We start from the raw sequence: 18,559 nt of genomic DNA on the forward strand, positions 1-18,559 counted from the left end.
CACCACGCCGGCGTACGCCGTCCGCCCGTGCGCGGGGTCCGTCCGCGGCGGGCCGGGCGCGCGCGGCACGCGAGGGCGGGGTGGCGCCCCGGTCCGCCCGGACCCGCGCACCACCCCGCCCACTGCCTCCGCCGGGGGCGTGCGCCCCGGCGCACGGCGCTGCCGCCGCGATCGCCGGCCGTTACCGCACGACCGTGATCCGGTCCGCCTTCGGCGGCTCGATCGGGTCGCCGGCCGAGGAGTTGGCCGTCAGGTACCGCTCCAGCGCCGTCAGGTCGTCGGCGCCGACGAGGTCGTTCGTGCCCTGGCCCAGCGTCGGGAAGCCGTCACCGCCACCGGCGAGGAAGCTGTTCGACGCGACGCGGTAGGTGGCCGCCGGGTCGATGGCCTGCCCGTTCAGCCGGATCGAGTCCGTCACCACCCGGTCGGCACCGGTCCGGGTCAGGTCCAGCGTGTACGTCAGCCCGGACGAGACCTGGAGGATCCGCGGGGACGCCGCGTTGGCGCCGCTCACCTGCTCCTTGAGGACCTGGATCAGCTGCGCGCCCGTGAGGTCCTGGAGGTTGACCGTGTTGGCGAACGGCTGCACGGCGAAGGCCTCCGCGTACGTCACCACGCCGTCACCCTCGCTCCCCTTGGCCGCGTAGGCCAGGGGCGCGCGGATGCCGCCGGAGTTCATCAGCGCCAGGTCGGTCTCCGGGTCCAGCTCCCTGCCGTGGGCGAGCTGCGCGTCGGCGATGAGGTCGCCGAGCGGGGACTCGGTGCCGCTGTTGCCGATGTCGCCGGAGATGTAGCCGACGGGGCGGTTGCCGATCGGGGCGGCCAGGGTGTTCCACCGGTCGATCAGCTCGGTGAGGTCGGGCGCCTTGGGGACGTCCCGGGTGACCACGTGGTTGGCCGACGCCACCGCCGTACGGGCGATGTCACCGGTGCGCCGGTCGTAGGTCAGGGTCGTGTCCGTGTAGAGGCGGCCGTAGGAGGACGCCGAGGTGACCGTGCGCGGCTTGCCCGCCGGGTCGGGGACGGTGCACACGTACGCGTTGTGGGTGTGGCCGGTGACCAGCGCGTCCACCTGCGGGGTGACGTTCCTCGCGATCTCCACGATCGGCCCGGAGAGGCCGTCGCCCGCGCCCGGCGAGTCGCAGTCGTAGTTGTACGAGCCCGAGGCCGGGAAGCCGCCCTCGTGGACGAGGGCCACGATCGACTTCACGCCCTGCCTGCGGAGCACCTCGGCGTACTTGTCGATCGTCTCGACCTCGTCCTGGAAGACGAGGCCCTTGACGCCCTCGGCGGAGACGACGTCCGGGGTGGCCTCCAGCGTCACGCCGATGAAGCCGACCTTGACGCCCTTCTTCCGCCACACCCAGTACGGCTCGAGGATCGGCTTGCCGGTCTTCTCGTCGAGGACGTTCGCGGCGAGGTAGGGGAAGTCGGCGCCCTCGAACTCCTCGTCGCCGTAGCAGCCGTCGGTGGGGTGGCAGCCGCCGTTCCGGAGGCGGGCCAGCTCCCGCGCGCCCTCGTCGAACTCGTGGTTGCCGACGGAGGTGACGTCCAGGTCGAGCCGGTTGAGCGCCTCGATGGTCGGCTCGTCGTGGAAGAGGCCGGACAGCAGCGGGGAGGCGCCGACCATGTCGCCGCCGGCGGCGGTGATGGAGTACGGGTGGCCCTCGCGGGCCTGGCGCAGGTGGGTGGCGAGGTACTCCACGCCGCCCGCGTCGACCGTCTTCGTCGTGCCGTCGGGCTGGAGTTCGGTGACCCGGCCGGAGGAGCCGGCGGGCGGCTCCAGGTTGCCGTGCAGGTCGTTGAAGGACAGCAGCTGGATGTCCTGGTAGCGGCCCGGCTGGTGCCCGCCGGGCCGGTGGCGGTGGTCCTCGCCGGCGTTCGCGGACGTCGGCAGTGCCGCCGCCAGCGCGCCGGCGGTCGCGAGCGCGGCGGCGGCCGCGAGCAGCCGGTACGTACGGCGTCTGCGGCGCGGGTGGGATGTGGCTGGCATGCGCCCCCCTGTGGGTCGGTCGGTTCGGTGGCCTGGCGGACGGGACAGGTCCGGGCGCAGCCTAGGGTCAACGCGCGTAGCGCGACAGGGGCTTCCGGGTCACACCTTGGTCTCCCTTCCGCCGCCGCGTACCGCCACTTCGCCGGGCCCGCCCTTACCCTCGTACGCATGACCAGCGACGACACCGCACGGACCGGCAGCCGTACCCGCTCGATCGACACCCACGCCGCGCTCACCGAGGAGCAGACCGAGGCCGTCCTCGCGCTGCTCGCCGACGCCGCCCGCGCCGACGGACAGCAGGCGGTGTCCGAGCAGGGGCGCCTGCAACTGCGCGGCGGGGAACGCGAGGGCGTCGCGCACCTGCTGCTGACCGTCGGCGGCGAACTCGTCGGCTACGCCCAGCTGGAGGACACCGATCCGGTGGAGCCGCCCGCCGCCGAACTGGTCGTGCACCCCGCGCACCGGGGACGGGGACACGGGCGGGCGCTCGGCGCGGCGCTGCTGGCCGCCTCCGGCAAGCGGTTGCGGGTGTGGGCGCACGGCGGCCACTCCGCCGCCCGGCACCTCGCGCAGGTCCTCGGCCTGTCCCTCTTCCGCGAACTGCGCCAGATGCGGCGCCCGCTGACCGGGTTCGAACTGCCCGAGCCGGTGCTGCCCGAGGGTGTGACCGTGCGCGCCTTCGTCCCCGGGCGGGACGACGCGGCGTGGCTCGCCGTGAACGCCGCCGCGTTCGCCCACCACCCCGAGCAGGGCTCCCTCACCCAGCGGGACCTCGACGACCGCAAGGCCGAGCCGTGGTTCGACCCGGCCGGCTTCTTCCTGGCCTTCCGCGGCGACGACCTGATCGGCTTCCACTGGACGAAGGTCCACGCGGCCGAGCGGCTCGGCGAGGTGTACGTCGTCGGCATCCGCCCCGACGCCCAGGGCGGCGGCCTCGGCAGGGCCCTCACCACGATCGGCCTGCGGCACCTGGCGCAGCGGGGCCTGCCGACGGCGATGCTGTACGTCGACGCCGACAACGAGGCGGCGGTGTCCGTCTACGAGCGGCTGGGCTTCACCACCCACGAGACGGACCTGATGTACCGCACCGAGTCGTGACGCGGACGTGACCGGGGGCGGGGCGTCCGCCCGGGGCACGGTCCCGGGCGGACGCCCCGCCCCCGCGTGCCCGCCGAACGCCCGCGCCGGCCCCGTCCCCGCCCCCGCTCCCGGCGCCGCACCAGCTCCCGCCCGCACACCGCCCGCACCGCCACCGGACCCGCCCGGGCCGCCGCGGGCACCCCGCCCCACCACCGCGGGCACCCGCACCCCGTCACCACAGGAACCCCGCCCCACCGCCACAGACCCTCCGCCGTCCCACCACCGGAGGCCCTCCGCTATCCCACACGTCATGTCCTCGTAACCATCGATTCAGACGGCCTTGCGACCCTCGCCGAATGAAGCCCGCCCTGCCAGAGCCTTCACCGCCCCCGGAGGGGGGCGCGGAGAACGGGACCGCTCGCGCCGCCGCGGCGCTCCCGCCCGCGTCCTCCGACGCGCCTGTCCTCCTGGCGGCGCGGAAGAATGGGTTCATGAGCCAGCCCAACTCACCGGCAGAGGTCCAGCACACGCAGCCCTCCGTGGGCTCCATCGCCGCGCACCGCCCGCACACCGTGGCGGCCACGGTCTCCGACCTGGAACCCGACATCGACGCGGACCTGGACGGGTACGAGGAGTCGGCGGAGTCCCAGGGCTCCGGCGCCCCGCTCCCCCAGGGCCGCTTCCTCGACCGCGAACGCAGCTGGCTCGCGTTCAACGAACGCGTCCTCGAGCTGGCCGAGGACCCCGGCACCCCCCTGCTCGAACGCGCGAACTTCCTCGCGATCTTCGCCAGCAACCTGGACGAGTTCTTCATGGTCCGCGTCGCCGGACTGAAGCGCCGCATCGCCACCGGTGTCGCCACCCGCTCCGCCTCCGGCCTCCAGCCCCGCGAGGTGCTGGAGATGATCTGGGCCCGCTCGCGGGAGCTCATGGCCCGGCACGCCGCCTGCTTCCACGAGGACGTCGCCCCGGCCCTCGCCGAGGAGGGCATCCACCTGGTCCGCTGGCCGGAATTGACGGAGAAGGAGCAGGCCCGCCTGTTCACCCTCTTCCGCCACCAGATCTTCCCCGTGCTCACCCCCCTCGCCGTCGACCCGGCGCACCCCTTCCCCTACATCTCGGGCCTCTCCCTCAACCTCGCGGTCGTCGTCCGCAACCCGGTCACGGGCCACCGCCACTTCGCCCGCGTCAAGGTCCCCCCGCTGCTCTCCCGCTTCCTGGAGGCGTCCCCGGGCCGTTACGTCCCCATCGAGGACGTGATCGCCGCCCACCTGGAGGAGCTGTTCCCGGGCATGGAGGTGCTGGAGCACCACGCCTTCCGCCTCACCCGCAACGAGGACCTGGAGGTCGAGGAGGACGACGCCGAGAACCTCCTCCAGGCCCTGGAGAAGGAACTGATGCGGCGCCGCTTCGGCCCGCCCGTCCGCCTGGAGGTCGAGGAGTCCATCGACCGCGAGGTGCTCGACCTCCTGGTGCGCGAGCTGAAGGTCGGCGAGGCGGAGGTCTACCCCCTGCCCGGCCCCCTGGACCTCACCGGCCTCTTCCGCATCCACCGCCTGGACCGGCCCGAGCTGAAGTACGCCAAGTTCGTCGCCGGCACCCACCGCGACCTCGCCGAGGTGGAGTCGGCGTCCCCGCCGGACATCTTCGCCGCGCTGCGCAGCCGGGACGTCCTCCTCCACCACCCGTACGACTCGTTCTCCACGTCCGTGCAGGCGTTCCTGGAGCAGGCCGCGGCCGACCCCGACGTGCTGGCGATCAAGCAGACGCTGTACCGGACCTCGGGCGACTCCCCGATAGTCGACGCGCTCATCGAGGCGGCCGAGTCCGGCAAGCAGGTGCTGGTCCTGGTCGAGATCAAGGCCCGCTTCGACGAGCACGCGAACATCAAGTGGGCCCGCAAGCTGGAGGAGGCCGGCTGCCACGTCGTCTACGGCCTGGTCGGCCTCAAGACGCACTGCAAGCTGTCCCTCGTCGTCCGCCAGGAGGGCGAGACCCTCCGCCGCTACAGCCACGTGGGCACCGGCAACTACCACCCGAAGACGGCCCGCCTCTACGAGGACATCGGCCTGCTCACGGCCGACCCGCAGGTCGGCGCGGACCTCTCCGACCTGTTCAACCGCCTCTCCGGCTACTCCCGCCGCGAGACCTACCGGCGCCTGCTCGTCGCCCCCAAGTCGCTGCGCGACGGCCTGATCTCGCGGATCCACAAGGAGATCCGGCACCACCGCGCCGGGCGTCCTGCCTACGTCCGCATCAAGGTCAACTCCATCGTCGACGAGGCCGTCATCGACGCGCTGTACCGCGCGTCCCAGGCGGGCGTGCCGGTCGACGTGTGGGTGCGCGGGATCTGCGCGCTGCGCCCGGGAGTCGCGGGCCTGTCGGAGAACATCCGGGTCCGCTCCGTCCTCGGCCGCTTCCTCGAACACTCACGTGTCTTCGCCTTCTGCAACGGCGGCGAACCGGAGGTGTGGATCGGCAGCGCCGACATGATGCACCGCAACCTCGACCGCCGTATAGAGGCACTCGTCCGGGTCGCCGACCCGGCCCACCGGGCGGCCCTCAACCGGCTCCTGGAGACCGGTATGTCCGACACCACCGCCTCCTGGCACCTCGGCCCGGACGGCGAGTGGACCCGGCACGCGGCCGACGCGGACGGAGGGCCCCTGCGCAACATCCAGGAGATGCTCATAGACGCCCGGAGGCGCCGGCGTGGTAAAGCGACACCTTGAACCGACGAACCCCACGACCGGAGCCGCCCCCGGCCACCCGCCCGCCCCGGACCGCCCGCAGGCTCCCCGCGGCCACCGCCCGGACCGGGCCCCGGCCGCCCGGGAGCCCACCGCGTCCCCCGTCGCGGAGGCCCTCGCCCCCGCCGCGGGAGCCGCCTTCACCACGGAGGCCGTCGCCGGCTACCTGCGGGCGCAGGCCACGCAGTTCCTGCGGGCCCTGCGTCTGCACCGGGAGACCGGACCCGGCGCGGGCACCGGACCGGAGGGCTCCGTCGACGCGGCCCGCGCGCTGCGCCGCTCGGCCCGCCGCATCAGCGGCACCCTGCACACGTTCCAGTCCCTCCTGGACCCGGACTGGGCGGAGGCCATGCGCCCGGAGCTGGCCTGGCTGTCGGGCACCCTGGCCCTGGAGCACGCCTACGCGGCCCGCCTGGACCGCCTGCTCCAGGCCCTGCACCGGCTGTCGGGCACGGCCGCCGCGGGCCAGGCGTACCCGGCCCGGGCCGCGCTCCCGGAGCGGGGCGACCTCACGGTGGGCGCGGTGAAGGCGGGCGCCCTGCTCGACCGGCAGCTGACGCTGGCCCGGTCCCGGGCCCACTCCACCGCCCTGCAGGCCCTGGGTTCCGCCCGCTTCCACGCGGTCGCCGACAAGGTGGCCGTCCTGGCCAGCGAGGTCCCCCTGGCGCCGGGCGCGGCGGGCGCCGACCCGCGCCCGCTCGCCGCGGCGGCCCACGACCGCCTGACGGACGCGGTCGCGGCGCTGCCCCTGGTCACCGCCGGGAGCCCGTACAACGCTCAGGCGCTGGTCCACGGCCTGTCCCCGGACCCGTCCCCGCACCCGCAGGACGCGCCCTGGCACCAGGTGCGGCTGCTGCTGCGCCTGCACCGCTACGCCCGTGAGGTCCTGGCCGGCGACGACGCCCCCGTGGACGTCCGGCTGCTGGCCGCCGGCGAGGCCCTGGACCGGCACCGCGACGCCTCGGAGGCCGCCGCCGCGGCGGCGCAGGCGGCCCGCACGCCGCGCATCGCCCCGGCGACGGCGTACGCGCTCGGCGTGCTCCACGCCGACCAGCGGCACGAGGTGGAGGCGGCGCGGTACGCCTTCCAGCGCTGCTGGCAGAAGGAGCCCGTCGGTACGACGCCGTAGCCTCCGCCCCGCGGACGCGGCGCCGGCCGCCTCCGGGGCGGCGGGCCGCGTCCCGGGGCCACCGCCCGCCGGCGGCCCGGGGAGGCGTCTCGTCCCCTGGCCGGAAGCACGGCGGCCGGCCCCGCCCGGGCCCGTGGGCCCGCGGCCGTCCTCCCCCTGACGGCCTGCGGCCGCCCCGGCGCCGACCGCACCGGGCGCGGCGCGGTGAACGGCACGCCAGGCCCTCTCCGGCCCGGGGAGTGTGACCGTCCGAACGAAAGTCGGCCGTCACCCCCCGGGCCGTTCTGCCGTATGCGTGCCTGGCCGAATGCTTAGAGTGACAGCAGGCAGAACCCCTCGGGATGGAGCCGTGTCCCCACCGTAAGCATTCCGTGACCTCACCACACCGCCCGCAGGGGTTCACCTCTCGTTCATTTATGCCCATGGGTGCCTTCACCTGATCTGCCTAATTTCGGCCGTGCAGATGGCGGGCGCATCGCGAACTGGTGTCCGCATCACCCCAGTCTTCGCACGCCGCCGGATTCAGGACGGCGGCTCCCGGAAGGAACTCCCGACAGTGAAGCTTCAGCGCATGAACCGGCGGGCCCTCGCCCTCGGCGCACTCGCCGTCACCGGCGCCCTGGCCCTCTCGGCGTGCGGCTCGGACGACACGGGCGGCAGCGGCAGCGGCGGGAACACGACCGCCGCCGCCAACAGCGACATCAAGTGCGACGACGCCAAGGGCCAGCTCCAGGCGTCCGGTTCCTCCGCCCAGAAGAACGCGATCGACGCCTGGGTGAGGCAGTACACCGCCACCTGCAAGGACGTCCAGATCAACTACCGTCCCGACGGCTCCGGCGCGGGCATCACCGCGTTCACCCAGGGCCAGACCGCCTTCGCCGGGTCGGACTCCGCGCTGAAGCCCGACGAGGTCGAGGCGTCCAAGAAGATCTGCAAGACCGGCCAGGGCATCGACCTGCCGATGGTCGGCGGCCCGATCGCCGTCGGCTACAACGTCCCCGGCGTCGACACCCTCGTCCTGGACGCGCCGACGCTCGCCAAGATCTTCGACAGCAAGATCACCAACTGGAACGACGCCGCGATCAAGAAGCTCAACCCGGACGCGAAGCTGCCCGACCTGAGGATCCAGGCGTTCCACCGCTCCGAGGACTCCGGCACCACGGAGAACTTCACCAAGTACCTCAAGGCCGCCGCGCCCGACGACTGGAAGTACGAGCCCTCCAAGGCCTGGGCGGCCAAGGGCGGCCAGTCGGCCCCGCAGTCCTCCGGCGTCGCCCAGCAGGTCAAGCAGACCAGCGGCGCGATCTCCTACTTCGAGCTGTCCTACGCCAAGGAAGGCATCAAGACGGTCGACATCAAGACCGAGGCCGCCGAGCCGGTCAAGGCCACCGTCGAGAACGCCACCGCCGCCATCGGCGCCGCCAAGGTCGTCGGCACCGGCAAGGACCTCGCGCTGGAGCTGGACTACACGCCGTCCGCCGCGGGCGCCTACCCGATCGTCCTGGTGACGTACGAGATCGTCTGCGACAAGGGCAACAAGGCGGACACCCTCCCCGCCACCAAGTCCTTCCTGAACTACATGGCCTCCGAGTCCGGCCAGAAGCTGCTCGCCGAGGCCGGGTACGCCCCGATGCCCGACGAGATCATCACCAAGGTCCGCGAGACCATCTCCAGCCTCAGCTGACCCGAGTGCGGCCCGGCCCCGGCCCGGGGCCGGGCCGCACCGTCCGGTGCACCGCCGCCAGGGGCCCCGCCACAGGACCGCCCCGCAGACCGGAGACCCCGATGGACATAACGACGCAGAAGACCGCCCCTCCCCCAATCCCCCAGCCGTCCGAGGCCGAGCAGAAGCGTGCCGCGCGCGGCGCCACCCGGCCCGGCGACCGGATCTTCCTCGGGTTCTCCCGGGGCTCCGGCATCCTCGTCCTGGTGATCATGGCCGCCATCGCGGCCTTCCTCACCTACCGCGCGGCCCTGGCCATCAGCAAGGACGAGGCCAACTTCTTCACCACCTTCGAGTGGGAACCCAGCGGAACCCCGCCGCAGTTCGGCATCGCCGTCCTGGCCTTCGGCACCGTCGTGTCGTCGATCATCGCGATGGTCATCGCCGTCCCGGTCGCCGTCGGCATCGCCCTGTTCCTCACGCACTACGCCCCGCGCCGCCTCAGCGGCCCGATCGCGTACGTGATCGACCTGCTCGCCGCCGTGCCGTCCATCGTCTACGGCCTGTGGGGCGCCCTCGTCCTGGTGCCGCACCTCAACGGCCTCTACGGCTGGCTGGACGACTACCTCGGCTGGACCGGCGTCTTCTCGTGGCACGGCGACGCCCCGCGCTCGCTGTTCACCGTCGGCATCCTGCTCGCCCTCATGATCCTGCCGATCATCACCAACGTCAGCCGCGAGGTGTTCCGGCAGACCCCGCGCATGCACGAGGAGGCCGCCCTGGCCCTCGGCGCCACGCGCTGGGAGGTCATCCGCATGTCGGTGCTGCCCTTCGGCCGCTCCGGCGTGATCTCCGCGTCGATGCTCGGCCTGGGCCGCGCGCTCGGCGAGACCATGGCCGTCGCGATGGTCCTCTCCCCGATCCTCGACATCAAGGCCAGCCTGCTCGACCCGGGCGGCGGCACCTTCGCCCAGAACATCGCCGGCAAATTCAACGAGGCCACCCCCATGGGCCGGGACGCGCTGATCGCCTCCGGTCTGGTGCTCTTCGTCATCACCCTGCTGGTCAACGGCGCGGCCCGTCTGATCATCGCCCGCCGCAAGGAGTACTCGGGGGCCAACGCATGAGCCACGCACACCTCACCGACGCCCCGGCCGAGCGCCCCGGCAGCTCCCTGCGCGGCGCGACCCTGCCCAAGTGGTTCCCCTGGGCGGTCGCCGCGGGCTCCGTCGCCCTGGGCCTCGGCATCAGCGCCGCGGCCGGCCTGAACAGCTCCATCCAGTGGGCCCTGATCGCCGCGGTCCTCTTCGTCCTCGGCTCCTACGCCGTCTCGGCCAAGGTCGAGGGCAGCCGGCAGGCCAAGGACCGGACCGCGACCAGCATGGTCTGGGTCGCCTTCCTCCTGGCCGTCATCCCCCTGGCCTCCCTCATCTGGGAGACCGTCAAGCAGGGCGTGAAGGTCCTCGACGGCTACTTCCTCAGCCACTCCATGGGCGTCGTCGCCGACTCCGAGACGGGCGGCGGCATCTACCACGCCCTCCTCGGAACCCTGCAGCAGGTCGGCATCGCCACCGCGATCTCCGTGCCGCTCGGCGTACTGACCGCGATCTACCTGGTCGAGTACGGACGCGGCCGGCTCGCCAAGGCCGTCACCTTCTTCGTGGACGTCATGACGGGCATCCCGTCGATCGTCGCGGGCCTGTTCATCCTCAGCCTGTGGATCATCATCCTGGACATGGGCTACTCCGGCTTCGCCGGCTCGCTCGCCCTGTCCATCCTGATGATCCCGGTCGTCGTCCGCTCCACCGAGGAGATGCTCAAGCTCGTCCCGAACGAGCTGCGCGAGGCCTCCCTGGCGCTGGGCGTGCCGAAGTGGCGCACCATCCTGAAGGTGGTCCTCCCGACGTCCATCGGCGGCATCACCACCGGTGTGATGCTCGCGGTCGCCCGCATCACCGGCGAGACGGCCCCCGTGCTGCTGCTGGTCTGGGGTACGAACTTCATCAACTCGAACCCCTTCTCGGACCCCCAGGCGTCCCTGCCGATGTACATCTACCTGCAGTACGGCGCCGGCTACGAGGCGTCGCACGACCGCGCCTGGGCGGCGGCCCTGACGCTCATCGCCTTCATCATGATCCTCAACTTGGCGGCCCGCGGCATCGCCCGCTGGAAGGCCCCCAAGACCGGTCGCTAAGGCCTCGGACCCGACGAAAGAAGCAGTGATTCACATGGCCAAGCGCATCGACGTCAGCGGCCTCAACGCCTACTACGGCTCCTTCCTGGCCATCGAGGACATCTCGATGACCATCGAACCCCGCTCCGTGACGGCCTTCATCGGCCCGTCCGGCTGCGGCAAGTCCACGTTCCTGCGCACGCTCAACCGGATGCACGAGGTCACGCCCGGCGGACGCGTCGAGGGCAAGGTCATGCTCGACTCCGAGAACCTCTACGGCGCCGGGATCGACCCGGTGGCCGTGCGGCGCGAGGTCGGCATGGTCTTCCAGCGGCCCAACCCGTTCCCGACGATGTCGGTGTACGACAACGTGGCGGCGGGCCTCAGGCTGAACGGCAAGTACCGCAAGTCCGAGCTGGACGACATCGTCGAGAAGTCGCTGCGGGGCGCCAACCTCTGGAACGAGGTCAAGGACCGCCTGAACAAGCCGGGCTCGGGCCTGTCCGGCGGTCAGCAGCAGCGCCTGTGCATCGCCCGGGCGATCGCCGTCGAGCCGAACGTGCTGCTGATGGACGAGCCCTGCTCCGCCCTGGACCCGATCTCGACCCTCGCCATCGAGGACCTGATCGGCGAGCTGAAGGAACGGTTCACGATCGTCATCGTGACGCACAACATGCAGCAGGCGGCGCGCGTCTCGGACCGCACGGCCTTCTTCAACCTGGCGGCGGTCGGGCAGCCCGGCAAGCTGATCGAGATCGACGAGACGGAGCGGATCTTCTCCAACCCGTCGGTCCAGGCCACGGAGGACTACATCTCCGGCCGCTTCGGCTGATCCCGCCTCCCCCGTGCTCCTCGCGGTGCTGCATGGCGGTGCCACCGCGAGGAAGAGGAAGGGCCCGCCCCCGGCTCCCGGGGCGGGCCCTTCGCCGTACCGGCGCCGGTTACAGGAACGCCAGGTTGACGATCCAGAACGACACCGCGGCCACCGCCGCGGCCGCCGGCATCGTGATGAACCAGCCCAGGATGATGTTCTTGGCGACGCCCCACCGCACCGCGTTCACCCGCTTCGTCGCCCCGACGCCCATGATCGCCGAGGTGATGACGTGCGTCGTGGAGATCGGCGCGTGGAAGAGGAACGCCGTCGTGAACATGATCGACGCGCCCGTGGTCTCGGCCGCGAACCCCTGCGGCGGATCGAGCTCGATGATCTTCCGGCCCAGCGTCCGCATGATGCGCCAGCCACCGGCGTACGTCCCCAGCGACAGCATCAGCGCACAGGCGATCTTCACCCACACCGGGATGGGGTCGCCGTAGTCCTCGACGTCGGCGATGACGAGGGCCATCACCACGATGCCCATCGTCTTCTGGGCGTCCTGCAGACCGTGCCCGAGTGCCATGCCGGCCGCCGACACCGTCTGCGCGATGCGGAAGCCGCGCTTGGCCTTGTGCGGATTGGCCCGCCGGAAGATCCACATGATCGCCGTCATGACCAGGTAGCCGACGAGCAGGCCGACCACCGGTGACACGAACATGGGAATGACGATCTTGTCCACGACTCCGTGCCAGTACACGGTCGTCCCGCCGGCCAGCGCCGCGCCCACCATGCCGCCGAACAGCGCGTGGGAGGAGGACGAGGGCAGGCCGAAGTACCAGGTGATCAGGTTCCAGACGATCGCGCCGACGAGCGCGGCGAAGAGGATCCCCATGCCCGTCGAGCCCTCGGGCGTCTCGATGAGGCCCTCACTGACGGTCTTGGCGACCCCGGATCCGAGGAACGCGCCGGCGAGGTTCATCACGGCCGCCATCGCGAGCGCCGCCCGCGGCGTGAGCGCCCGGGTCGACACGGAGGTGGCGATGGCGTTGGCGGAGTCGTGGAAGCCGTTGGTGTAGGTGAAGAACAACGCGACCGCGATGGTCACGACCAGAGCGAAGGTGTCCATGGACGGGTCAGGACTCCTTGACCGCGATGGTCTCCACCGTGTTGGCCACGTGCTCGAACGCGTCGGCGGCCTCTTCCAGCACGTCCACGATCTGCTTGAGCTTGAGGACCTCGATGGCGTCGTACTTGCCGTTGAAGAGGTGGGCGAGCAGCTTGCGGTGGATCTGGTCGGCCTGGTTCTCCAGCCGGTTGACCTCGATCCAGTACTCGGTGAGGTTGTCCATCGTGCGCAGGTGCGGCATCGCCTCGGCCGTCAGCTCGGCGGCACGGGCCAGGACCTCGATCTGCTGCTCGACGCCCTTGGGCAGTTCCTCGACGTTGTAGAGGACGACCAGGTCGACGGCCTCCTCCATGAAGTCCATGATGTCGTCGAGGGACGAGGCGAGGGAGTAGATGTCCTCGCGGTCGAACGGCGTGATGAACGAGGAGTTCAGCTGGTGGAAGATCGCATGCGTCGCGTCGTCACCTGCGTGTTCGGCGGCCCGCATACGCTCTGCGATCTCGGCTCGGGCGGAAGCGTCCGCCCCGAGCAGTTCCATCAGGAGTTTCGAGCCGGTGACGATGTTGTCCGCGGATGCGGCGAACATGTCGTAGAAGCTCGTCTCCCTGGGGGTCAGACGAAAGCGCACGTGGGGTCCTCGGGGTGCATCGGTTTCGGTCAGGCTGATGCTAGGTGCATCATCCGGCCACGGCTAACGGGCCGTCCTCCAGTGTCGCCCATCGGGCACGGTGATGAGCAGGGGGGCGGACCGGGGCCTCGTCCCGCACGCGGCGCCCGGTCCCGGCCACCAGGCGTATACCCCACGAAGTTCGCTACCATATACCCGTCGGGGGTATATGTCGGCTATCTGCCCACCAGGAGGACGCGATGACGACCACCGAGGCCGGCGCCGGGGCGCCCTCCGCCGCCGTGGAGGAAGTGGACGGGGCCGCGGCGCCGGACGCCGTGACCGATCACGACCGGGGCGTGCACGGGTACCACGACCGCAAGGACGAGCACCTCAAGCGGCTGCGCCGCATCGAGGGCCAGATTCGCGGGCTGCAGCGGATGGTCGACGAGGACGTCTACTGCATCGACATACTCACCCAGGTCTCCGCCTCCACCAAGGCCCTGCAGTCCTTCGCCCTGCAACTGCTGGAGGAGCACCTGCGCCACTGCGTCGCCGACGCCGCCCTCAAGGGCGGTGCCGAGATCGACGCCAAGGTGGAGGAGGCCACGAAGGCGATCGGCCGGCTGCTGCGCACCTGAAGCCGCACCGGGCCGCCCGCCCGCCCTCCCACCGGCTCACCGGCCGGTGTCGCGTCCGCGTTCCTCGGCGACCCGCAGCACCTCGTCGATGCTCTCCATGCTGAGCCGTTCCCGGGCCGCCGAGGCCGCGATGATCAGCTCTCCGCACAGCTCTATCTCGGCGAGGGCCACGTGGTCCTGAACCGCCGTACCGCCGACCGGAGCCACGCGCATCACCTCGTCCCTGCCGTCACCGACTTCCTAGGGTAGGGAGCGGCCCACGCACCGTGCATGGCACGGACGGGCTAGTGCGGGCCTAGTTCTCGCCGCCCGGATCCTCGGCGATCCTGCCGGCGTAGATGTCCTCGCCGTCCGGCAGCCGTACGGCGACGGGGGTGCCGAAGTCGTGGAGCAGGGTGGTCGAGGCGACGGCGACGGTGTCCCGCCGGGGGCCGTTGACGAAGCTGAACCGGTGCCGGATCTTGCGGATGCGGCCGGCGTCGTCGAGGTACACGTCGAACGGGACCGCGGCCGTGGCGAACCCTTCCGCCGCCGCGGCCAGGCAGTCGCGGTTGCCGGCCGAGGCGTCCCGCGCCGCGTCCGCCAGGTCGGCGGTCCCGCGGTAGTGCCGGACCCGGGTCCCGGCGACCTCCGTCCGGCCGACGTACGCCGCCGTCCGCGCCCCGCGCAGCACCTCGGCGGCGGCGAGGGGGTCGGTGGCGCCGCCGGTCACCAGGTTCCCGTCGGAGAGGCCGGCGGTGTCGACCCGCACCCACTTGTCGGCGGGCACGCCGGCGCCCCGGTTCTTCATGTAGAGGGCGCCGGGTGCGAGGAGCTCGGTGATCGGGCGGCGCTCGCTGTGTCCGGCGGGGTCCGGGGGCAGCAGCACCCTCAGCCGGCCGAGGCGCTGCCGGAAGTCGTACACGCCCTCGCCGCGGATGGTCACGCGGGTGCCGCCGCTGGCCATCTCCATCGACGTACGCGCCTGGGAACTGCCGGCCTCCACCAGGCGGTCGGCGGCCTGCCGCAGCAACGCGACCGGGTCGCCGCCGGGCGTGCCGTGGGCGGCGGCCCCGCCGCCGGAGCATCCGCAGGCGCCGAGTCCGGCACAGAGGGCGGCACCCGCCGCGACCACCACCCGGTCCACCCGCCTGTACCGCCGCTGCCGCCTCTCCATCGCCTGCCGACCCCCTCTGCCGCCGCGTCCGTGCCGGGCCCGTGTCGTTCCGGTTAACGACGAGTAGGGGGCCCCGTCACGCGGGCGGGTGTCGGTCCGTCACCTGCCGCCGGTACGGTGGCGCCGTGGCGTACCAGGACGGCCGGGCCCCTTCCGAGGGGTGTCCCGAACACCGCACGACGACAGTGGAGCAGGGCCCCTTCTGTGTGGCCCGCTGCTCCTGCGGCTGGCGCGGCCCGGCCCGCAGGGCGAGAAGCCTGGCCCGCGCGGACGCCGAGGAGCACACCGGGAACTGACACGGGCCCCGCGCGTCTCCCGCGCGGGGCCCGTCGGTCCGTCCCGAGGACCGCTCCGGCGGATCCGCGGGGTTCGCGGGGTCCGCCGGACCGGCGCTATGCCGCCAGGTCCCGCGCCTCCGTCCCCGCGGGCTCCCTGCGCGCCCCCGGGACCACGGCGTCCCGCCCGGCGCGGCCCCGGCCGCGCGCCGTGATGAGCCACCCGGTCCGCGGCGACCGTTCGACCGCCCTGGCCAGCGGCGTGAGCAGCATCATGGCGAGCGGCGACAGCAGCAGGGCGACCGCCGTGCCGAGCGCGAAGCCGCCGACGACGTCCGTCGGGTAGTGCACTCCCATGTAGACGCGGCAGAAGCCCTCCAGCAGGGCCAGGGCGATGCCGGCGAGGCCGAACCTGCGGTTGGCGACGAACAGGGCGACGCCCATCGCCATGGTGAGCGTGGCGTGGTCGCTGACGAACGAGAAGTCGTTCTTGCCGTCCACGAGGACGTCCAGGCCCTCGTGGGTCTTGAAGGGTCGAGGCCGCTCCACGAAGCCCCGTATCGGTACGTTGACCAGTACCGCGATGCCCGCCGCGAGCGGTGCCCACACCAGCGCGGCCACGGACGGGGCGGCGTCGGGGCCGCCGCGTCTGCGCACCGACCACCAGCACCACAGCACCAGCAGCACGAGGGCGAGCAGCAGTCCGTACTCGCCGACGTACTCCATGACCCGGTCGAACCAGTGCGGTGCGTCCTTGGCCAGGCCGTTGATGTCGTAGAGCAGCTCGACGTCGGGGTTCGACCCGGATTCGGCGAGTCCAGCCATGTGCTGCGGCCCCTTCGTCTTCCTCATCTCCGACGCACTCCTGTGTGCGCCGCTTACGTCACCCCCGTGGTGCGTAGATCCGCTTCCGTTGCACACGCGCACGCGCGCACGGGCGCGTGTCACGTGCCGGCTGACGTCCGCTCGGCTACGTCAACAGGAACGCACGGCATCCGTTGATACGTTCCACCCTCCACCGAATGATCACGCAGACGTTATCGAAGAGAGACTCATCATCGCAGCTCAGGGGAGGGTTTCACGTTCGGTTCACACCGTGGTCGGGAGTGCTTTCGCGCCATCCTCGGTGACCCGGGTGGCCCCGAAGTAGTCCGGGGTGTCGATCGGATCGAACCGGATGACGGCCCCCGGCCGGGGCGCGTTGATCATGTACCCTCCGCCGACGTAAATACCCACGTGCCGGATGGCCCGCGAGTCGGTGAGGTCGTCCGAGAAGAACACCAGGTCTCCCGGGAGCAGTTCGTCCCGCCTGGGGTGCGGCCCCGCGTTGTACTGGTCGTTGGCCACCCGCGGCAGCGTGATCCCGACGCTCTCGTACGCGGCCTTGGTCAGCCCCGAGCAGTCGAACCGCCCGCCCTGGTCGGCGGTCCCGTTGCCGCCCCACAGATAGAGCGTGCCGAGCTTCTTCTGCGCGTAGGCGATGGCCCCGGCGGCCCGCTCGGAGGGGTCGACGCGGGTGGCGGGGGCGGCGAAGCTCTCCTCCAGCGTCGTGATCGTCTTGACGTAGTTCCGCGTCTCCTCGTACGGCGGCACGCCCTGGTAGTTGATCACTGCGTAGGCGCCCGCGTTGTAGGCGGCCAGCATGTTCTCGGTCGGGTCCCCGGGGACGTCCTTCACGTACTTCGCGAGCGTGCAGTCGTACGACGCGGCCGACGGGATCGCGTCCGCGGGGTCCCACACGTCCCGGTCGCCGTCCCCGTCCCCGTCGACCCCGTGCGTGGCCCAGGTCCCGGGGATGAACTGCGCGATCCCCTGTGCCGCCGCCGGGCTCTGGGCGGTCGGGTTGAACCCGCTCTCCTGGTAGAGCTGGGCGGCGAGCAGGGCCGGGTTGATGGCCGGGCAGAGGTTGCCCCACTTCCGCACGAGGTCCTGGTACGCGGCGGGCACCGACCCCTCGGCCAGCGACTTGGCGCCGCCGCGCAACCCGCCCGCCAGGTTCCCGGCGACGACGTAGACGCCCACGACGAGCAGCATCACGAAGCCCAGCCCCAGCGCGACCGCGGCACCGGCGGCGACCCACATCTTGCGCATGAACCAACCCTCCCCCACGCCGGGGACGTTCAATGACGTTTTCCGGCCATGTCGTCCCGGACGTCTCACATCGCGGGAGCACCGCCGCCCCGGACATCATCACACCGCCCGGCTCGGACCCCACGGCTCCTCGGCATCGGGCGGACCCGAATCGGCGTCACGGCGTCCGGGGCATCCGGGTGTCCGGGGTGTCCGGGGCATCCGCCAAGAGGGTGGCACCGACGCCTTCGCCCGTGCCCACGGGGCCGGCGCCCCGGACACCGCGGCCCCGACGGGCCGTCAGCGAGGGGGCACCGCACGCGGCGTACGGGCGGGTGAGTCCGACCACTTCGCGGATTCGCAGAAGGGCCTAACGACGAAACCACACGACAGGTTCCGCTCGGATCTCATTGCCCGCAGTAACTTACCGTGATACACAGAGTGACCATGCACCCCTTTGCCCGCCGGATCGCGCCGACCTGAGTGACGGATGTGGGCCGACGGCAAGGTGTTCGCACGAAACCCGCCAAACAATGACGCCAAGTCGACATACGACAGCGACATTGTCAGCGAGAATGAGGCCTGACCTCTGCACGACCGCAGAGGATGCGGAACTACCCAACAGGGGCGGTGACTTACATGCTCTTTGCGGCCGATAAGGGAGATATCAACACCATCATCGGCGGGATCGCTCCGGACTGGGGGCCCTTCGGCAGCCTGGGCAACGAGGCCAAGGTGATGATCGAGGTGGTCATGGCGGTCGCCATCCTCCTCTGCCTGGGCATCGCCATCTGGGGCGCCGCCAAGCAGCGCATCGGCGCCACCGCGCTGCGCGACACCTTCAGCGCCGAGCAGGGCAAGGGCCTCATCATCGCGGGCCTGACCGGCGTCTTCATCATCGGCTCGCTCGGCACGCTCTTCACCATCGTCTACGGCATGGCCGTGTAGGCGGGCCCGCGGCCCATCGGTCCCTCCGGGCACGCCCGGTTCCCTCCCACCCACCCGCCCGTCGTGCCCACCGGCTGAGGTTGCGTCTCCCTGATGTCGAGTCACCACACCGCGCCCGCGCGCGAACCAGTACG

At 71.8% G+C, this 18,559-nt stretch carries 17 protein-coding genes; 10 read left to right on the forward strand and 7 right to left on the reverse strand.

Annotated features, from left to right (window positions below):
- Window positions 1–181 precede the first annotated feature (181 nt).
- Window positions 182–1,993, reverse strand: a complete 1,812-nt coding sequence (locus tag ACSU6Z_RS13625; RefSeq protein ID WP_437045645.1) for a bifunctional metallophosphatase/5'-nucleotidase — start codon at window positions 1,991–1,993, stop codon at window positions 182–184.
- A gap of 168 nt (window positions 1,994–2,161) precedes the next feature.
- Between ACSU6Z_RS13625 and mshD the strand changes: the two genes are divergently transcribed.
- The 7 genes from mshD to pstB all read left to right on the forward strand — a co-directional run bounded on the left by mshD (window position 2,162) and on the right by pstB (window position 11,620).
- Window positions 2,162–3,091 (forward strand): mycothiol synthase, encoded by a 930-nt coding sequence (gene mshD, locus ACSU6Z_RS13630; RefSeq protein ID WP_437045647.1) that lies wholly within the window; start codon window positions 2,162–2,164, stop codon window positions 3,089–3,091.
- 338 nt (window positions 3,092–3,429) lie between these two features.
- On the forward strand, window positions 3,430–5,805 hold the full coding sequence (locus ACSU6Z_RS13635) for an RNA degradosome polyphosphate kinase (RefSeq protein ID WP_437045648.1): 2,376 nt from the start codon (window positions 3,430–3,432) through the stop codon (window positions 5,803–5,805).
- Complete coding sequence (locus ACSU6Z_RS13640; RefSeq protein ID WP_437045650.1) at window positions 5,786–6,952, forward strand: CHAD domain-containing protein; 1,167 nt, start codon at window positions 5,786–5,788, stop codon at window positions 6,950–6,952. Before ACSU6Z_RS13635 ends, ACSU6Z_RS13640 begins: the two co-directional genes overlap by 20 nt.
- Before the next feature lie 556 nt (window positions 6,953–7,508).
- Window positions 7,509–8,636, forward strand: coding sequence for a phosphate ABC transporter substrate-binding protein PstS (pstS, locus tag ACSU6Z_RS13645; RefSeq protein WP_437045652.1), 1,128 nt, complete (start codon window positions 7,509–7,511; stop codon window positions 8,634–8,636).
- A 101-nt stretch (window positions 8,637–8,737) separates the two neighbouring features.
- Complete coding sequence (gene pstC / locus ACSU6Z_RS13650; RefSeq protein WP_437045654.1) at window positions 8,738–9,742, forward strand: phosphate ABC transporter permease subunit PstC; 1,005 nt, start codon at window positions 8,738–8,740, stop codon at window positions 9,740–9,742.
- Window positions 9,739–10,809: a phosphate ABC transporter permease PstA gene (gene pstA, locus ACSU6Z_RS13655; RefSeq protein WP_437045656.1), complete on the forward strand. Its 1,071-nt coding sequence runs from the start codon at window positions 9,739–9,741 to the stop codon at window positions 10,807–10,809. Before pstC ends, pstA begins: the two co-directional genes overlap by 4 nt.
- A 34-nt stretch (window positions 10,810–10,843) precedes the next feature.
- Window positions 10,844–11,620, forward strand: a complete 777-nt coding sequence (gene pstB / locus ACSU6Z_RS13660) for a phosphate ABC transporter ATP-binding protein PstB (RefSeq protein WP_437018300.1) — start codon at window positions 10,844–10,846, stop codon at window positions 11,618–11,620.
- 109 nt (window positions 11,621–11,729) lie between these two features.
- Here pstB and pitH read toward each other — a convergent pair whose 3' ends face one another.
- Both pitH and ACSU6Z_RS13670 read right to left on the reverse strand, forming a co-directional pair.
- Complete coding sequence (pitH, locus tag ACSU6Z_RS13665) at window positions 11,730–12,728, reverse strand: low-affinity phosphate transporter PitH (protein WP_437018299.1); 999 nt, start codon at window positions 12,726–12,728, stop codon at window positions 11,730–11,732.
- 7 nt (window positions 12,729–12,735) lie between these two features.
- Window positions 12,736–13,356, reverse strand: coding sequence for a DUF47 domain-containing protein (locus ACSU6Z_RS13670; RefSeq protein ID WP_026252685.1), 621 nt, complete (start codon window positions 13,354–13,356; stop codon window positions 12,736–12,738).
- Between the two features lie 239 nt (window positions 13,357–13,595).
- Here ACSU6Z_RS13670 and ACSU6Z_RS13675 point away from each other — a divergent pair, with 239 nt between their 5' ends.
- Window positions 13,596–13,976 carry a metal-sensitive transcriptional regulator gene (locus ACSU6Z_RS13675; protein ID WP_437045658.1) on the forward strand — a complete coding sequence of 127 codons (381 nt, stop codon included), beginning with the start codon at window positions 13,596–13,598 and terminating at the stop codon, window positions 13,974–13,976.
- A 36-nt stretch (window positions 13,977–14,012) separates the two neighbouring features.
- Here the strand turns inward: ACSU6Z_RS13675 and ACSU6Z_RS13680 are convergent, their stop codons facing one another.
- A complete protein-coding gene (locus ACSU6Z_RS13680; protein WP_437045659.1) occupies window positions 14,013–14,189 on the reverse strand; it encodes a hypothetical protein in 177 nt (58 codons plus the stop codon).
- 82 nt (window positions 14,190–14,271) lie between these two features.
- Window positions 14,272–15,132 (reverse strand): hypothetical protein, encoded by an 861-nt coding sequence (locus tag ACSU6Z_RS13685; protein ID WP_437045661.1) that lies wholly within the window; start codon window positions 15,130–15,132, stop codon window positions 14,272–14,274.
- A gap of 125 nt (window positions 15,133–15,257) precedes the next feature.
- Between ACSU6Z_RS13685 and ACSU6Z_RS13690 the strand changes: the two genes are divergently transcribed.
- Window positions 15,258–15,428, forward strand: a complete 171-nt coding sequence (locus ACSU6Z_RS13690; protein ID WP_437045663.1) for a hypothetical protein — start codon at window positions 15,258–15,260, stop codon at window positions 15,426–15,428.
- 96 nt (window positions 15,429–15,524) lie between these two features.
- On the opposite strand, the gene ACSU6Z_RS13695 is transcribed toward ACSU6Z_RS13690, so the two are convergent.
- Both ACSU6Z_RS13695 and ACSU6Z_RS13700 read right to left on the reverse strand, forming a co-directional pair.
- Window positions 15,525–16,232, reverse strand: coding sequence for a phosphatase PAP2 family protein (locus tag ACSU6Z_RS13695; protein ID WP_437050296.1), 708 nt, complete (start codon window positions 16,230–16,232; stop codon window positions 15,525–15,527).
- A gap of 264 nt (window positions 16,233–16,496) precedes the next feature.
- Entirely contained in the window at window positions 16,497–17,516 is a 1,020-nt protein-coding gene (locus ACSU6Z_RS13700; protein ID WP_437045664.1) for an NlpC/P60 family protein, read from the reverse strand.
- Window positions 17,517–18,116: 600 nt separating this feature from the next.
- Here ACSU6Z_RS13700 and ACSU6Z_RS13705 point away from each other — a divergent pair.
- Window positions 18,117–18,425: a hypothetical protein gene (locus ACSU6Z_RS13705; RefSeq protein ID WP_003991275.1), complete on the forward strand. Its 309-nt coding sequence runs from the start codon at window positions 18,117–18,119 to the stop codon at window positions 18,423–18,425.
- Window positions 18,426–18,559: the final 134 nt, after the last annotated feature.

The sequence above is a fragment of the Streptomyces sp. enrichment culture genome (assembly GCF_964273145.1).
Taxonomy (GTDB): domain Bacteria; phylum Actinomycetota; class Actinomycetes; order Streptomycetales; family Streptomycetaceae; genus Streptomyces.